This window comes from Flavobacterium sp. (assembly GCF_027484705.1).
GTDB lineage: Bacteria > Bacteroidota > Bacteroidia > Flavobacteriales > Flavobacteriaceae > Flavobacterium.
Genome location: NZ_JAIXSL010000004.1, coordinates 12,546 through 30,307 on the forward strand (window position 1 = coordinate 12,546; position 17,762 = coordinate 30,307).

Here is a 17,762-nt window from a genome sequence, read left to right on the forward strand (position 1 = left end):
AGCTATTTCTTTTTACCTTTTTTTTCTTTTTTGGTGAAATCGGTCGTAGCGGTCAATTCGGCAATTCTGATGATTACATCAACAGCTTTCTGCATGCTTTCTACCGGAACGTATTCGTATTTGCCGTGAAAGTTGTGTCCGCCCGCGAAAATGTTAGGACAAGGCAATCCCATATACGACAACCTGCAACCGTCCGTTCCGCCACGAATCGGTTTGATCAGCGGTTTGATGCCCAAATCTTTCATCGCTTTTTCAGCAAGGTCAACAATGAATTTTACAGGTTTTACCTTTTCTTTCATGTTGTAATATTGGTCTTTCACTTCCGCAATCACGATATCTTCGCCGAATTTTTTTGCGAATTTTTTATTGAATTTTTTGGCAATCGAATGGATGAGTTCTTTACGTTTCTTGAATTTCTTCGCATCGTGGTCGCGGATAATGAGTTCCAATACCGTTTCTTCAATCGAACCATTTAGATGATGCACATGGAAAAATCCTTCGTAACCTTTGGTTTCCTGTGGCGTTTCATTTTTCGGAAGTTCGTTGATGAAATCATTAGCAATTAGCATCGAATTGATCATTTTTCCTTTCGCATAACCCGGATGCACGCTTTTTCCTTTGAACGTGATTTTCGCGCCCGCAGCGTTGAAGTTCTCGTATTCGAGTTCGCCAATCTGGCTGCCGTCCATCGTATATGCCCAAGCGGCTCCGAATTTTTCAACGTCGAACAAATCGGCACCGCGTCCGATTTCCTCGTCAGGCGTAAAACCAACGCGTATTTTTCCGTGTTTGATGTTCGGGTTTTTGATCAGATGTTCCATAGCAGAAACAATTTCTGTCAGTCCGGCTTTGTCGTCGGCTCCGAGTAAAGTGAGTCCGTTGGTCGTGATTAAGGTCTGTCCTTTATACAGCAACAAATCTTTGAAATAACTTGGCGATAAGACGATGTTCTTCGCTTTATTCAATACGATATCGCCACCATCGTAATTCCTGACGATTTTCGGTTTCACATTCAAACCTGTAAAATCCGGCGTCGTATCGTAATGTGCTACAAAACCAATGGTTGGTACTTCATGGGCGACGTTGCTTTCGAGCGTTCCCATCACATAACCGTTTTTGTCAATCGTCACTTCGGTCAGCCCGATGGTTTTGAGTTCTTTGACCAACAGTTTGGCGAGTACAAGTTGTTTTTTCGTACTTGGCGTAGTGGTGGAATTCGGATCAGATTCGGTGTCAATAGTTGCATAACTGATAAAACGGTCTATAAGGTGTTTCATTTTTTAGAGTTTAGATTTTAAGCACGTAAATATACAAATCGTATGATTGTAGTAGGTATTGAAAGTACAAATTTCACTAACCTGCACTTATGAAATCATGCTGATTAGTGAAATTCACTAAGATTTTTATATAATAGCAATGGTTATTTCATTACGTATACTTTTTTAACCGTCGATTTTCCGTTCGTGGTCATTCGGATGAAATAAAGCCCTTCCACCAAATAATTCTTGGTCATGGCTACATCGAAATTATAAATTCCTGCGGCTTGCGAGGTCGGAATTTGATTGAAAGTCGTAATGCGTTCGCCCATCAAGGTCAACAATTCAAAAGCCACTTCAGAATCCTTGCTTAAAGTATACTCTAAATGAATCGTATTTTGATTGACCGTCACATTCAAAGCATCTCTTAAACTTGCTGTTTCATTTGTTGTGCTACTGTTTCTCGCGCTGCCACCGGTTTTCGTGATGGTAAAGTTGTCTACCACAGTGCCGGTTGAGGCTAGATATTTACAGGACAATTCATCACCATTGACATCAATCACCAAAGAACAATTGTTGGTGTTGTTGTTGAAAAACATCGCGGGCATCGGATAAGCAGGCTGGTTGACCACTTCAGGATCCTGACCGGAAGTACCGCAAACGGCATACACCGTTCCGTCATAAGGCGGCGATTTGACAAAATTGTTGGTTTGTGAACCAACTTTCATCGAGCTGTTGAAGGTCGCAGCATTGCCCAAATGGCCTTTCATCATATAACTTCTTTCATTCACATGCGAATGTCCGGCCAATACCAAATCGACTTTATAACTTTCCAATAAAGGCACTATATTTTGGCGCGCGTGAATAAGCTCTAACTCGGTATCGCTATTGTGTGTTCCCATCGTATAAGGTGGAAAATGCGTATAAACTACGGTCCAGCGTTGGGTGTTGGCTGCCAAATCGCTTTCAAGCCAGGTTCTCAACGGACTTCCTTCTGAAGTCAAACAACCATAAGTGTCTATCGATATGAAGTGAATGTTGGCATAGTTATACGAATAATACTTAGGCGAGTTCGAAGGAACGCCACCGCATTCGCCATTTTGCGGTAAAGAGAAAATGGAGAAATAAGGGAAATTGCTGCCTAGCGCTGCGGCACTCAGATAACCAATATCGGCATAATCGTGATTGCCTAAAGTAGGAAACAAAGGCATGCTCTTAAACTGATCGGGATATTGTTCAAAAACCCTACTTTGAAATTCGCCATCGAGTCCGTTGCTGTAGGCGTCGTCGCCGAGCCAGATCCACAAATTGGTTGGTGTAGCTCCGGTGTAATTCACATAAGAATTGCGTACGTTCAATTGGTGGTTGGTTCCGTTTCCGAAATCGCCGATTCCCCAAATGCGCACCGGCGTATTGCTTCCGGTAACCGGAGCCGTAATGAAATTGTTTTTCAGATCGCCTTGTAGTGTTTGCGTCGAAGTTCCGATCGTATAAAAATATTTTGTATTTGGGGTTAAGCCCGTTATGGTAATTTCATGATCGGTCACGAGATTCGCATCTGAAACTACTGCACCGTAAGCCACACTGGTTCCATATTGCACTTGCGTATTGCATGGTATATCGGTTCTGTAGCGTATTGTGATTCCGGTCGAATTCAATTTCTGAAGATAAGCGCCTCTTGTAACCACCGGAGCCGTAATGCTGCTCGGGGAAGTCAATTTTGCATTGAAACTGATGTCGGAACTGTCGTAAAATTGCTGATGGATTTCCACGGCTAACGTATTCTCACCATCGATAAATAGCGAAGGATTCAGCGAAATCGTATTCCATGCAGATTCGTCAGCGCCGTTCACGCCAACAGTAGCGGTAGTGTTATAAGCAATGGTTCCGTCAGGCATATTGGTGCGGTAAATTTCCGAGCCGTTCAGATAAACGACAGCGCCATCATCGCGAACCAATCCTAAAGTGATTGCCGCATAAGAAGCCGGATTGATCACCGTGAAGGTTTTTCTGAAATAAGTCGTCAGGTATTTAGCGCTAGCATTCGATCCGTAACTGACCACGGTAGTCTCGTCGCCATCGCCATAACCCAATTCCGCATTGCCGTTGGCCCAAGAAGTGTCATCAAATGAAGGATTGCGCCAGGCGGTTCCCTGATCGGTGCCATTGTCTAAATATTTCCAAGTGGTATTCGGTGCGATGAAATAATCCATACCGTTGGTGTAAGTCGTGAAACTCACAGTACCGCTGTAATCTCCATTCAAAGAACAAACCGCTTGCACACGGAACTCATAAGTGGTCGTGGCAATCAATCCGCTAATGATTTTTGAATTGGTGGTTGCTGTTGTTGTAATCCAGGCGTTAGTTCCTGCCAATTGGTATTGGATGTTGTAGCTTGAAGCGCCTTCCACCGCTTGCCAATGTACTGAAACAGTAGCCGCGTTATTGGAAGAAACAGTGACATTCGCCGGCGTACCACAAGTGAAAGCGTTGGTGGTAAAATTACCCATCGGGCTGAACGGACTTGTAATCATACAAACCGCCTGTACTTGAAATTCATAGCTAGTGGTTGGTGTCAATCCTGTTAAGATTTTTGTATTCGTTGCGCTTGTAGCCGTGAACCAGTTGTCGCTCAAAAGCGGACGGTATTGGATGTTATAACTTGTGGCTCCTGAAACGGCTTGCCATGAAAGCGTTGCTGATGAAGCACCCACAGCGCTCGTACTCAAACCACTTGGCGTACCACAGGCTGAAGGAATGGTTCCGTATAATCTGCCATTGAAACTGATGTCAGAACTGTCATAAAATTGTTGGTGCATTTCGACCGCGATCACATTGGTTCCTGCAACAAAAAGCGAAGGATTCAACGCAACGGTATACCAAGCCGACTCATCAGCGTCTCCAGCTCCGGCTGATGCCAAAGTGTTGTAAGCAATCGTTCCTGCGGGCATGTTGTTGCGATACACTTCCGTACCGTTAAGATAAACTACCGCGCCATCATCACGGATAAGATCGAAGGTAAACCTAAAGTAAGCCGACGGATTGTTTACCTGAAAAGCTTTTCTGAAATAAGTCGTAATGTATTTGTTGCCCGGACTTGGCCCGTAACTTACTATAGTGGCTTCACCGCCATCGCCATATCCGAATTCAGCATTGCCACTGGCCCAAGTATTATCATCAAAGAAAGATGCTTGCCATGCTGTTCCTTGATCGGTGCCGTTGTCTAGATATTTCCAAGCCGAGTTTGCAGGAAATATAAAACTGGTGCCCGAAGTAAGCGTTGTGAAATTGTTCGGCGCACTATAAATATTATTGACCGTACAAACCGCCTGTACTTGAAATTCATAAAGGCTACTTTCTGACAATCCTAATAATGTAAGGGAATTACCCACCGAAGTAGTCAAATCCCAAGTTAAAGTGCCGCTTTTTCTGTATTGGATGTTGTATCCCGTGGCTCCTGTAACAGCCTGCCAAGATAAAACGGCAGAGAAAGCAGTGATGTTCGAAGCTTCCATAGCAGTAGGTATTCCGCAACTCGGCGTCAGCGTATTAAAATTAGTTATGGCACTGAAATCTCCGGTAAACGAGCACATCGCTTGCACCTGAAATTCGTAGCCGGTAGCCATAGCCAAGTTTGGCAAATCAACAGTCGTATTGGTCGCAGTTAATGCAGTCCAGATAGAAGTTCCGGTTGGTCTGTATTGTACGTTGTAACTATTCGCACCACTTACCACTGCCCAAGAAAGGGTTGCTGATGTCGTTGTGATGTTCGTTGCATTCAAACCTGCGGGCGTTCCACAAGGCGTCAGCGTAGTAAAATTAGCAGAAGCACTAAAAGCACTTATGGCTACACAAACGGTTTGCACCTGAAATTCATAAGCCGTAGCAGCCAATAAATTGGTGAGTGATTTCGAAGTCGTCGTTGAGGTTGTGGTCAACCAAGTTGCGCTCCCGGTCGGTCGGTATTGGATATTATAATTTGTTGCTCCTGAAACCGCTGCCCAAGAAACAGTGACTGAAGTCGTCGTAATAGCACTTGCGTTCAAAGAAGCAGGTGTGTCGCAGACGGCTAGTGTGGTAAAACCAGCTATTGAACTATAAGATCCATTAAAAACACAAACCGCTTGTACCTGAAATTGGTAAGCTGTAGCAGCCAATAAACCGGTTATTGATTTATTATTTGTGGTTGAGGTCGTCGTCGTCCAGGTGGTGGTTCCGGTTTTTCTGTATTGGATGTTGTAGCTCGCAATTCCGTTAATTGCCGTCCATGAAAGTGTAGCAGAAGATGTCATCAATGCACTCGCAGTTAATGCGCTTGGTGTTCCGCAAATTAAAGCCAAAGTGGTAAAAGTAGCAGGTGCACTATAAACACTTGTGATGGCACATACGGCTTGTACCTGAAATTCATATACTGTTCCGTTGGTTAAACCGCCTAATGATTTGCTCGCCGTTGTCGATGTCGTCGTTGCCCAAGTGGTGGTTCCGGTTTTTCTGTATTGAATGTTGTAACTGTTCGCACCACTGACTGCCGTCCAGGAAAGCGTCGCTCCAGAACTTGTGATTGAACTGGTACTCAAACCTGTGGGTGTTCCACAACTTAATATCAGCGTAGTGAAATTAGAAATCGCACTATATGCGCTGGTAATGGCACAAACCGCCTGCACCTGAAATTCATAAGTCGTGTTCGGCGTCAATCCTGTTACCGAGTAGGATGCAGTAGTAGAAGGAATTAGTGTCCAAGTGGTGGTACCGACTATTCTACCCTGAATGTTGTAACTCGTCGCTCCTAAAACCGGAGTCCAAGAAATAGTGGCGCTCGTGGCAGTAATCGCTGAAACGCTGATGTTTGTAGGCGTGCTACAACTTAAAGCCAACGTAGTAAAATTAGCCACAGCACTATACGCGCTTGTAATCAAACATACCGCCTGCACCTGAAAATCATAACCGCTTCCCGCTGTCAAACCTGAAAGTGCTTTAGTGTTTGTTGTCGCTGTAGTCGTCGTCCAGTTGGTTGTTCCTGTTTTTCTGTATTGTATGTTATAGCTCGTAGCGCCAGTAACGGCTGCCCAAGTAAGCGTAGTGGAGGACGTTGTAATATTTATTGCTGTCAACAGCGTCGGCGTATCGCAGGTTGGCATTATGGTTGTAAAAGTCGCCGGAGCACTATAGTTTCCGCCTAACAGACAGTTTCCTTTAACCTGATATTCATAAGTAGTTCCGTAAGCAAGTCCTGTAATCGATTTATTATTGGTTGAGGAACTAACAGTCGTCCAAATAGTTGCTCCGATGGGTCTGTATTGGATGCTGTAACTTAAAACACCCGAAACGGCAGTCCAGTTGAGTGTCGCTGAAGTTGCATTAACGAACGAAGTGTTTAGTCCGATAGCCGTTCCGCAAAGTCCGGTACTAGCTTCTAATTTTAGATTAAAACTCAAATCGATATTGCTCGCAGTGGCTTGGTGCAATTCTACCGCCAGCACATTATTTCCCGCACTGAACATCGAAGGATTGATAGAAAAACTCGAATAAGCCGTTTCGCCGGTTCCCGTGATTTCCGAACTGGCTAAGGTATTGTAGCTGATAGTTCCCGTCGGCATGTTGCTTCTGGCGACCTCTACGCCGTTGAGGTAAACTACAGCGCCATCATCGCGCAATACGTTCAAGGTGAAATTGGAGTAAGTTCCCGGATTGGTCACCGAAAAGGTTTTCCTGAAATAAGTAGTGACAGGTTTTGTGGTACTGCCAACTACTGTTGCTTCACCGCCATCGCCATAACCGAGTTCCGCATTTCCAGAAGCCCACGAAGTATCGCTGAAAGAAGCTCCGCGCCAGTTGGTGCCTTGGTTGCTCCCGTTGTCGAGGTATTTCCAAGAACTGTTTTGAGCAATAATAGTGGTTTGACTTTGAGCAGATAAATGGCTTAAAACCAGTGAGATGATGAGGTAGATTTTCTTCATACTTTGATAAAAAAGGTTTGTTTAGGGACTTCAGAATATCACTTATTGATGAGGAATAAGCTGTCAACTAAAAGCAAACAAAGTTCGAGAAGAAATATAAGGGTGCGAAAGAACTCCGACGAAGTCCAATAAAACTCGTTGATTTAGAGTAATAGTCAATAACGGCGCCGTTTACCGAATCTTATTGCCTTTCATCGTGTAGTACCAGGCCAATCCCATCTGTTTGTTGTAGTCCGTTAACAAAGGGGTGTTGCTGGTTTGCGATGCTTTCATCGTGGCCAGTTCGATTTTTTCGACTTGAGCTTCTTTAGGCAGGTAATACAATTGGTCTTTTGTAACGATTTTGTTGTACGAAATGCTCATCGCTTTCTGTGGCGCATACATCGAAGTTCCGAAACTGTAATATTCGAAACCTTTGGGCGCAATCATTTCAATTAATGTCGGCATGATATCGATATGCGAGCCCGGTGTCTGGTTGTAGGATTTCGGAATGTTTTTACCGTACATGATCAAACCAACAGAACTTCTTTCATACAGATTTGGCCTGCTGTTGGGGAACTTTCTTCCGAAATGATCACCTGTAAAAGAATAAATGGCTGTCGGATATTTTTTAGTGGCTTTCTCCATAAACTTTCCGATCGCGTAATCGCTGTACCACAAATGCCCGAGTTCTTCCATCGTCATGCTTCCATCGTAGTATTTTTTCATTGCTTCAGGGAAATCTTTCGCACTGTGGTATGGAAATCCTTTTTTGTAAACATCCACGGTGTAAGGCGCGTGGTAACTTGAAGTCAATATAATGTTCAGCGAATATTTCGTCGTATCGGTTTTGGCTACGACAAGATCGAAGAGTTTTTCATCCTCAACGCCCCAGGTTCCGGAATCGCTGTTGCCTCCTGCATCGGTAGCCGAGAAAAAACGATCGACACCCTGATATCTCGAAAAATCAGCGATATTTTGCCAGCTCGAAAATCCGCCATAAAACAAATTGGTCTGGTAGCCAAGTTTCTTAAATTGAGAAAAGATTGAAGTGACAAACGGCTCATGGAGTTCCCCAATTTTACTGATGTTGACGCCCATATAAGGAACATTCGTCACGATACCGCCAAACGAATCGAAAGTCGCATCGGCAGCCGGCAGAAAATAATTGAAATGCGTGCCGTTGTTTTTAAGCGCGCTGAGTTGGGTGGAGAATTTAAACGGAGCGTATTTGTCCATCAGCGGCCACGAATCGTAACTTTCCATGATGACCAGAAAGATTTGTTTTGGTTTTTCGATCATAGCGCCTTGGGCAGTCTTTTTTAAATAATCGCTCACAGCCGGTTTGGAAAAAATCTCGTGGAATTCGTTGTCACTCAAATACGGATTTTTGCCATCGAGGATATTGATTTCATTAAAATCTTCGGACGCATATATTAAGGAGCGGTAAGGATTGATGATGGTTTTATTCAGAAACGGATCGCTAGAAACACCGGCCCATTTCCTCAAAGCCGGAACATCGTTTACCGAACCGCGGATGCTGAAAACAAATAAAATCAAGGCAACAACAACGGTAATCATTTTATTTCCTTTGAAATGTAGCTTCGAAAGTTGCTTGTAAATGAAGTCTTTGTTTTCGAAATAGCGTAAAATGAAAATACCAATTACAATCGACAGTATGATCGCAATCAGATTCCACCACGGATGGAAATCCTCAAGGATCGTATTGAATACCGCTTTCTGATCGTCATACAAACCCAAAAACAAAAAGTTGTTGAACTGGTTGTGGTATTCCGCAAAATAATTGATGGTCACGATGCAAATGATTGTCGAGAATATCACAAACAAATACTGGCATACGATACGAACCCATTGGATGACTTTGAACCGATCGAAATACGAAAGCGACAATAACAATAGGAAAGGCAATATCAGGAAATAAGAAACGGCAGTGCAATCGAAACGAAAACCCATCAGCAAGGTTTTTGCGAATTCATTCGCGGCTACTGGCTCGGTTAACTGTTTATGGTAAATACAGATAAAAGCGATCCGGAATACCAAAAAAAACAAGATGCCAAAAAACCAAAAGAAGCCAAGGTTAGCCAGTTCTTTCAGAAATTTTTCCCATTTGTTGTTCATTGCTTATCTGATGTATGATTTGTATTGCTTCAATATCACCGAAAGGTTTATTTAAATAAAGAGAAGCGAAGATATAAAAAAGAAGTTGTCATTGGCTCATGAAATAATAACGGTTTTTTAACCTTATCTTTTTAGAACATATTTCACCGATAAACGTCACTGCAATTGTGATTTGAAGAGTATTTTTCCATTTCAACGATTTTAAAATCGTTATTGGAATTTAGTTTTTAAGTTTGGGTATGATTTACAAATGCGTCAACCTATTTATATGAAAAATATCCACAGCCCGATTTACCGTTTGGATTATTTTGAAGGATATTCCAACGGTCTGAATCCGAAGATTCGCATCAACACCAAAAGAGACAATGACGCTTTTACCACAGGATTTAATCTGGGCCGACTCGAATTTGAGAGCATGAACGGTTCGCTGCGCAACGGCGTGCCCAAACGTATCGTGAATACCAAAATTCTCGAAGATTTTCTGCTCGCCGGCATGTTGGGTTTAAGCATCGACACGGAAGATTATACTTCGTTCCAACTGCACATCATTCTGCAATGGTACCAAAGCGGCATCGAACAATACGATCCGAACCATAGCAGTTATTTAATCGAATTATTAGAAAAGAACGGCATCGAAATGAGTTAAACAACTTGGGGAAAAAGGGGTTTATTGATCCATTGCCAAAACAAAAACCACGGATTTAAGAACTAAATATTCTTGAATCCGTGGTTTTATTTTTATCAGGAATTTAATTCTTGGTAATCGTAAATTCATCGGCAATTACACCAGTAGAAGTAAGATATTTGCAAGACAAGAAATCGCCATTGACATCAATCACCAAAGAGCAATTGTTGGTGTTGTTGTTGAAATACATCGCCGGCATAGGAAAACCGGGTTGATTTACCACTTCAGGATTCTGTCCGGAAGTTCCGCAAACAGCGTAAACGGTTCCGTCATAAGGCGCAGTTTTTACGAAATTGTTGGTCTGCGGACTCACTTTCATGCTTTCGGCAAACGTAGTGGAAATATCATAATGGCCTTTCATCATATAACTTCTCTCATTCACGTGCGAGTGCCCGGCAAGTACCAGATCGGTTTTATAGCTTTCCAATAACGGCGCGATATTCTGACGCACGTGCTTGAGTTCCAATTCGGTGTCGCTGTTGTGGGTTCCCATGGTGTAAGGCGGATAATGCAGGTAAACGATTGTCCAGCGTTGGGTGTTGGCCGCCAGATCGCTTTCCAGCCAATTTCTCAACGGACTTCCTTCAGTGCTCGGACAACCATAAGTGTCAATCGAGATGAAATGAATGTTCGCATAATTGTACGAATAATATTTAGGGGAATTCGAAGGTACGCCACCGCATTCCCCATTTTCCGGTAAAGAAAAATTCGCGAAATAAGGAAAATTGGTGCCCAATGCAGAAGCACTGAGATAACCAACATCGGCATAATCGTGATTCCCCAAAGTAGGGAACAACGGCATACTTTTGAACTGCTCCGGATACTGATTGAATACACGGCTTTGAAATTCTGCATCCTGACCGGTAGAGTAGGCGTCATCACCGAGCCAAATCCATAAATTGGTTGGTGTCGATCCTGTGTAATTCACATAGGAATTGCGCACATTCAACTGGTTGTTGGTGCCGTTTCCGAAATCGCCGATCGCCCAAATACGAACAGGAGCAGTGCTGCCCGTAACCGGCGCCGTGATGAAATTGTTTTTGAGATCGCCCTGAAAACTCTCCGTAATACTTCCGATGGAATAGTAATATTTAGTTCCCGGTGTGAGCCCTGTCAGGGTAATTTCATGTTCGGTGGTTAGGCTGTCATCCGAAATATTACTTCCGTAAGCCACGCTGGTTCCGTATTTGACATTGCTGGTGCAGGCAAGATCTGTTCGCCAACGAATCGTAACGCCGTTGGAATTAAGTTTCTGCAGGTAAGCACCACGCGTCACGGAAATGGAAGGTGTTCCACTCGGAGCCACCAAGCGCGCATTGAAGCTCAGATCCGAACTGTCATAGGCCACCTGATGCACTTCCGCAGTCAATACGTTAGTACCCGTTGAAAAAAGTGATGAATTCAAAGCAATCGTATGCCATGCCGATTCTTCTGTGCCATTAGCCGTTGCGTTTGCCGGTGTATTATAGTTGATGTTTCCGGCAGGCATGTTCGCCCGATACACTTCATTTCCGTTTAAGTATACCACTACACCATCATCAAAGACAACTCCTAAAGTAAGTTCAGTATAAGCGGCAGGATTGATGACCGTAAAGTTTTTTCTAAAATAGGTAGTTAGGTATTTACGTTCACGGTCAGTACCGTAATTAATAATCGTAGCTTCATCGCCATCGCCATAACCGAATTCGGCATTTCCTGTCGACCATGAAGCGTCATTGAAGGTATTGCTACGCCAGGCGGTTCCCTGATTGCTTCCGTTGTCTAAATATTTCCAGGAACTGTTGGCTGCCACAAAAGTATCGGTTCCCGAAGGATAAGTCGTAAAGTGAACTACCGGACCGTACCCGCTGTTAAACGGACAAACCGCCTCCACGCGAAATTCGTAATGCGTTGACGGATTCAAACCCGAAATTACTTTGGAGTTGGTCGATGAGGTTATGGTCACCCAGGCATTGGTTCCGGACAATTGGTATTGTACATTATAAGTTGAGGCATCGGTAACGGCGTCCCAGTTCAGATAAACCGTTGAGGAACTATTAGAAATTATATTGAGCCCTGTTGGTATCGTGCAGTTGGCGGTTGTGGTAATGAAATTATAGGTTTCACTATAACCGCTTGGTATCGTACAAACCGCCTGAACTTTGAACTCGTATGCAATTTGTGGTGTTAGTGCGTTCACTGAAATTGAGGTCGCAGTAGTTTCGGCTGTGTTCCAATCTTCCGTATCAATTTGACGGTAACGAATGTCGTAGCTTACGGCATTCGGCACGGACTGCCATTGAAGTTTTGCAGTGGTTCCGGTAACCTGTGGAACGTTCAACCCTCTTGGAATACCACAACTCAATCCGACGGTAGAAAAATTGGCTTTCAGACTGTAAGCACCGGCAATAGTGCAGACTGCCTGAACCTGAAATTCGTAAGCGCTTTCCGATATTAGTCCTGTTACTACTTTTGAAGCTGCTGTTGTCGTTGTTGTAGTCCATTCTTCAGCGCCAGACAATCGATATTGCACATTGTAGCTTGACGCCCCAATAACCGCTTGCCAGTTCAAAGTAGCTGTAGCAGAAGCGATATCAGTAGCTATTAAAGCATCGGGCGTGCCGCAGGATGCAGGAATGGTCGAGGACAGACGGCCGTTAAAAGTTAAATCTGAACTGGCCAAAGACTGTTGGTGAATTTCAACCGCGATGACATTATTTCCGGTCAGCAGTGTGGCGGTATCAATTGGAACGCTATACCAAGCGGATTCATCGGTGCCTCCTACAGAAACAATAGCATAAGTGTTATAGTTAATCGTGCCTGTTGGCAGATTGTTGCGGAAGATTTCCGTTCCGTTGAGGTATACGACCACACCATCATCGCGCATGACTTCAAACAACATCGAAGCATAAGCCAAAGGATTGCTCACGGAAAACGATTTTCTGAAATAAGTCGTCACATATTTGTTCTGGGGGTTGTTTCCATAATTGATGATAGTGGTTTCATCGCCTTCGCCATAACCGAATTTGCCATTGCCACTAGACCATGCGTTGTCATTAAAATTTGTATTTCTCCAAGCTGTGTCTTGATTTGTTCCGTTGTCGAGGTATTTCCAAGTTCCGTTTGCCGGGATAATATAAGCGGTTCCAGAAGTTAGCGTCGTGAAATTTTCCGAGGCGCTGAAAGCACTTGTAATGACACAAGAAGCCTGCACCTGAACTTCATAACTGCTGTTTTCCAACAAGCCTGAAATGAGTTTTGTATTGGAATCGGCTGTAGCCGTGGTCCATTCGTTGGTGCCGATGCGTCGGTATCGGATGTTGTATGTTGAAGCACCTTCCACAGCTGCCCATGAAATCGTAGCTGTTGCTGCCGTAATATTGTTAGCCAGAAGTGAGGTTGGAGTGTTACAATAGGCGGTCAGCGTCGTAAAATGGTCTAAAACACTATAATCACTTGGTGAAGCACAAATTGCCTGAACGTCAAATTCATAATTTGTGGCTGGCGATACACCGGTAATATTGAAGGTTGTATTTGAAGTTGTCGCCATGGTCCAGATACCGGTCAAAGCGCGTCGGTAGCGAAGGGTGTAAGATGAAGCTCCTGAAACTGAAGTCCATGAAAGCAACGCTGAGGTTGTAGTCGTCGATGACACGGTCACTTTGGGAGTGACACAATCCGGATAAGGAACGGCATCCAGTTTTGCATTAAAACTCAAATCAGGATCATCAATTTGCGCCTGATGGAGCTCAACCGCCAGCACGTTTTCGCCTTCCACAAATAAAGACGGACTGATATTGAATCCGTAAAAAGTAGCCTCAGCGCCATCCTTTACTTCGGAAGCAGCCAGATTAGAGTAGGCCATATCGTTGTTACTCATATTGCTTCGGGCGACTTCTTTTCCATTCAGATAAACCACGGCACCATCATCACGAAGCAAACCCAACGCATACCACTGATAAGCAGTCGGATTGGTTACGGTAAATGTTTTTCTAAAATAAATGGTGTGGTGTTTATTGGTGCCTGTAGGCGGATTGATGATCGTCATCTCATCGCCATCGCCATAACCGATTTCGCCTGCTGAGATGCTCCAGGCACTGTCGTTAAAGCCTATAGTTCTCCAGGATGTTCCGAGATCATTCTGGTCATTTAAATATTTCCAAGCACTTCCCTGCGGAAAAACGGATAGGTTTTGCCCGATCGAAACGGCGTACAAAAAAACGAAAAATAAGAAGTAGGTTTTCTTCATTTTGACTTATAAAAAACACTAAATATGGCTATTTGCCAACTTTGCTCGTGCAAAGTAAAAGTAGAATGAAGGAATTAAAAACAAACTTCGATGAACGCCAAAAATACTCGTTAAAGGTCAATAAACGTAAGGATTGCTTTCTATTTCTTTTTGTATTTGAGGAAAAACATGATTTTTTGCAACTCCTCGTCCGAAACGTCTTTTGTAGTCAATCGTTTGGTATGCTCTGGATTTTTGACCCGGACGATGTAGAGTTCGAGTTGCTCGGGAGTGAATTGTGGCAAAACCACTTTATGATTCACTTTTTTATTATGACATTCGGCACAACTCACGGCATAATACGCTTCGCCTTCGGTAAAGAACTGTATGAACTGTTTTTGGTTCTTTTCCTGCAATCCGGGTGGCATGTCATATTGCGCTTTCTTTTGCGTGGCGCAGGCTGTAATCAGAAGTCCGAGCATGAAAATGAACAGCCCGGTTTTGATGTATTTAGTATTTTCCTCCAACTTGTCTCGTATTTAAAGCGTTGATTTTTGATTGTGGTAAATGTAATGGCGGTTTTTCAAAACGGATGTTTTCATTGAGCGATTTGATGAAACGGATCAGTTGTTTTTTCTCTATCAAGGAAAGATGCAACGAATCTGCTGTCGCAGTCTGATTTGGAACCACGAGTTTATGTCCTGAACCCGCGCCGCGATTGTAGAAATTAATCACTTCCTCTAAAGTCTTAAAAACACCGTTGTGCATGTAAGGTTTTGTCTTTTCGGAGTTCCGGATTGTGGTCGTACGGAACGCATTCATGGTTTCTGTCGCAGGATTGATTTCGTAACGGCCTTTATCGCTATCAAGCGAAGCAAAAGTAGTGTCTGACGGCACGCCGATGACTTCAAATTCATTCCCGATATAAGGCGGTTTGATGCCACTAAAAGTCGGCAAAAAATGACAGGTCGCACATTGCGCTTTGCCCATAAACAGGTTGAAACCTTTGATCTCGTCTTCTTTCAAAGGCTTGTTCTTGTTCATCGCTTCATCAAGAGGCGCATAGTATTGGCTGTATTTGCTGTAATAAGTGGTGAGTGCGGAATAGATGTGGTTCAGCGAAATTTTATTTTCGACCGGTGTGCATTTCGCGAACTTTTTAAAAGCCTTTTTATAAGTCGGGCAACTCAGTACTTTTTGGAGCATTTCCTCTTCATTACTGCCCATTTCGATTGGGTTCGTAACCACTGTTTTGGCTTGTTCCTGCAAAGTCAGCAGCTTGCCATCGAGCATAATCAGGTGATTGTATGGCACGTTTAACAGGCTCGGCGTATTTCTCGTTAATGCCTCTTTTCCGTTGAATTGCAGAGCAGTTCTAACAGAAGTATCGGTAAAATAATCCTCTGATTTGTGGCACGAAACGCAACTTCTTTGGTTGTTGCCCGAGAGGATTGGATCGTAGAAAAGCAGTTTCCCGATGCTGTCAATTTCTTTCAATACCAAAGTGTCTTTAATCTTATAATAAATGCCGTTTTGGTTTTGCGCATAAAATAATGACTTATCAAAAATAGAGTTTGCGTGATCGTTCAGGGTATAATCCATATTGCTTTTGGACAAGACCTGATAGGTTGTAAGGTATTGTTGATTCAGCCTGAACAACGGATTGACATAATCTTTAATGAAAGTAAAATGATCAAATTTTGTGTAATCTTTTGGTTGTTTTTTGACAAAATCAATGGCTTGATGATACAACTTCAGATAATCGTTCGGCAGTTTTTTTTCAGGGAAAGATAAGTTGTAGACAGCGTAAATTTCATTCACATCGGATAACATTTGCTGCAATTCAGGAATGATATTTTCAGTATTCGGACATTCAAATCCAGTCGAATAAATAGTTGCTAAATTCAACAAATACAATCGGTTACAAAGATAAAAAACGTCGGCGCTTTTCAAATTATTGGTGATGGCTTCGGCTTTGTAAGTTTCTATAGCGTTGATTGAAATCCGGACATCATCAAGCAAAATATTTTTCTCAACATCATTTCCGTTCATGTAAATCTCAGCCACAGTCAATCCGGCGCCTTCTCTTTTGTAGGGTTTTTCAAATTTCTCAAAAACTTCAGTTTCCCATTCTACGGGCAACGGGCCGTTGATTTTCTTATAAACGTTGGGTTCGAAATACCGCAGCCAGAAATCGATTTTTTTGAGCTGTATTCTGTTTTTACTGATTTGGCTTGCGATGGTTTTTTTAGAAGCGCTGTCTAAAACTTTTACACTTTCAATCAAATGAAACAATTCTTTTTGTTGCAGAAGGCTGGCGGACAGGTTTTGGGAATACAATGTTTGGTAAGGCGAAACTTCTTCATTTCTGAACGAATAAAAAGAAACGATCCCCAATACTGCAACGAATGTTATAATAATCTTTTTGGTCATGTAAGTCTGCTGCGCTTTTGCATTTCAGGGCAATTGAAACACAAAGTAATGTAAAAATTTTCGACAAAAATAGTCACTTTGCCGTTGCGGAAAAACCTTTAACAGAATTTACTTCCATCAGGCTTCAAATTGATGGCACGACTTTAAATTTTAAGATGCAATTTCTAAAACCGAATCTCAAATAATTTTCATACTTTTGAGCCTTAAAAATAAGCCATGTCAACAATAACATTAGGAGGAAATCCGATACACACTTCAGGGGAATTGCCAAAAACAGGCACCAAAGCACCCGATTTCGCATTAGTCAAAAATGATTTATCCACGGTGCGTTTAGCCGATTTTTCGGGAAGTCGGTTGGTGCTGAATATTTTCCCAAGTATCGATACAGGAACCTGCGCTACTTCAGTCAGAAAATTTAATGAAAAAGCGAGCCAACTTCAAAACACCAAAGTGCTTTGCATTTCGCGCGATTTGCCGTTTGCACAAAAACGTTTCTGCGGCGCTGAAGGCATCGAGAATGTGATGAATTTATCGGATTTTAAAACCGGAAGTTTTGGTAAAGATTACGGTCTTGAAATGATTGATGGCGCGCTCAACGGTTTGCATTCCAGAGTGGTCATGGTGCTCGATGAAAACGGAACAGTCGTTTATACTGAGCAGGTGGCTGAAATCGCCGACGAACCCAATTACGAAAACGCATTGGCGGCACTTTAATATTACACGCATGGAGTTTCAAAAAGACAATACCTTTTTTACAGGAAGATTAAAAAGCATGGGATTCGCATTGAAAGGTGCGATTAAATTGATTACTACAGAACATAGCGTGATGGTGCAATCTTCACTAGGCGTTTTACTCATCATTGCTGGGTTTTATTTTAATATTTCAATGACCGAATGGATGGTTCAGACTTTAGTCATCGGATTGGTTTTGAGCGTTGAAGGATTGAACACCGCCGTAGAAAAAATCGCTGATTTCATCCATCCGAATTTCCACGAAAAAATCGGATTCATCAAGGATATTGCGGCTGGCGCTGTGTTTTTTGCAGCGATGACCGCGATTGCAGTGATTTTGATGATCTACATTCCGAAATTTCTATAGTTTACTT

General features: G+C 42.9%; 10 protein-coding genes. 4 read left to right on the forward strand and 6 right to left on the reverse strand.

The annotated features are described in order from the left end of the window. Positions 1-2 precede the first annotated feature (2 nt). The 3 genes from pepT to Q0058_RS00930 form a co-directional block, all read right to left on the reverse strand. Positions 3-1,277, reverse strand: a complete 1,275-nt coding sequence (gene pepT / locus Q0058_RS00920) for a peptidase T (RefSeq protein ID WP_298220750.1) — start codon at positions 1,275-1,277, stop codon at positions 3-5. Positions 1,278-1,420: 143 nt separating this feature from the next. Then, positions 1,421-7,213, reverse strand: a complete 5,793-nt coding sequence (locus tag Q0058_RS00925; RefSeq protein ID WP_298220752.1) for a fibronectin type III domain-containing protein — start codon at positions 7,211-7,213, stop codon at positions 1,421-1,423. A gap of 171 nt (positions 7,214-7,384) precedes the next feature. Continuing rightward, on the reverse strand, positions 7,385-9,166 hold the full coding sequence (locus tag Q0058_RS00930) for a sulfatase-like hydrolase/transferase (protein ID WP_298220754.1): 1,782 nt from the start codon (positions 9,164-9,166) through the stop codon (positions 7,385-7,387). A 97-nt stretch (positions 9,167-9,263) separates the two neighbouring features. Here Q0058_RS00930 and Q0058_RS00935 point away from each other — a divergent pair, with 97 nt between their 5' ends. Both Q0058_RS00935 and Q0058_RS00940 read left to right on the forward strand, forming a co-directional pair. Further along, positions 9,264-9,386: a hypothetical protein gene (locus tag Q0058_RS00935; protein WP_298220756.1), complete on the forward strand. Its 123-nt coding sequence runs from the start codon at positions 9,264-9,266 to the stop codon at positions 9,384-9,386. Positions 9,387-9,599: 213 nt separating this feature from the next. Further along, complete coding sequence (locus tag Q0058_RS00940) at positions 9,600-9,977, forward strand: hypothetical protein (protein ID WP_298220758.1); 378 nt, start codon at positions 9,600-9,602, stop codon at positions 9,975-9,977. A gap of 103 nt (positions 9,978-10,080) precedes the next feature. Here the strand turns inward: Q0058_RS00940 and Q0058_RS00945 are convergent, their stop codons facing one another. From Q0058_RS00945 to Q0058_RS00955, 3 genes are all read right to left on the reverse strand, one after another. Next, positions 10,081-14,244, reverse strand: a complete 4,164-nt coding sequence (locus Q0058_RS00945) for a fibronectin type III domain-containing protein (protein ID WP_298220760.1) — start codon at positions 14,242-14,244, stop codon at positions 10,081-10,083. Positions 14,245-14,384: 140 nt separating this feature from the next. Next, positions 14,385-14,750: a hypothetical protein gene (locus Q0058_RS00950; protein ID WP_298220762.1), complete on the reverse strand. Its 366-nt coding sequence runs from the start codon at positions 14,748-14,750 to the stop codon at positions 14,385-14,387. Next, on the reverse strand, positions 14,734-16,656 hold the full coding sequence (locus Q0058_RS00955; protein ID WP_298220763.1) for a cytochrome c peroxidase: 1,923 nt from the start codon (positions 16,654-16,656) through the stop codon (positions 14,734-14,736). The genes Q0058_RS00950 and Q0058_RS00955 overlap by 17 nt, the downstream gene beginning before the upstream one ends. Positions 16,657-16,872: 216 nt before the next feature. Here Q0058_RS00955 and tpx point away from each other — a divergent pair, with 216 nt between their 5' ends. Next, positions 16,873-17,370: a thiol peroxidase gene (gene tpx / locus Q0058_RS00960; protein ID WP_298220765.1), complete on the forward strand. Its 498-nt coding sequence runs from the start codon at positions 16,873-16,875 to the stop codon at positions 17,368-17,370. A gap of 10 nt (positions 17,371-17,380) precedes the next feature. Continuing rightward, the gene (locus tag Q0058_RS00965; RefSeq protein WP_298220766.1) at positions 17,381-17,755 is read left to right on the forward strand and encodes a diacylglycerol kinase family protein; all 375 of its coding nucleotides are present in this window, start codon (positions 17,381-17,383) and stop codon (positions 17,753-17,755) included. The last annotated feature ends 7 nt before the right edge of the window (positions 17,756-17,762 follow it).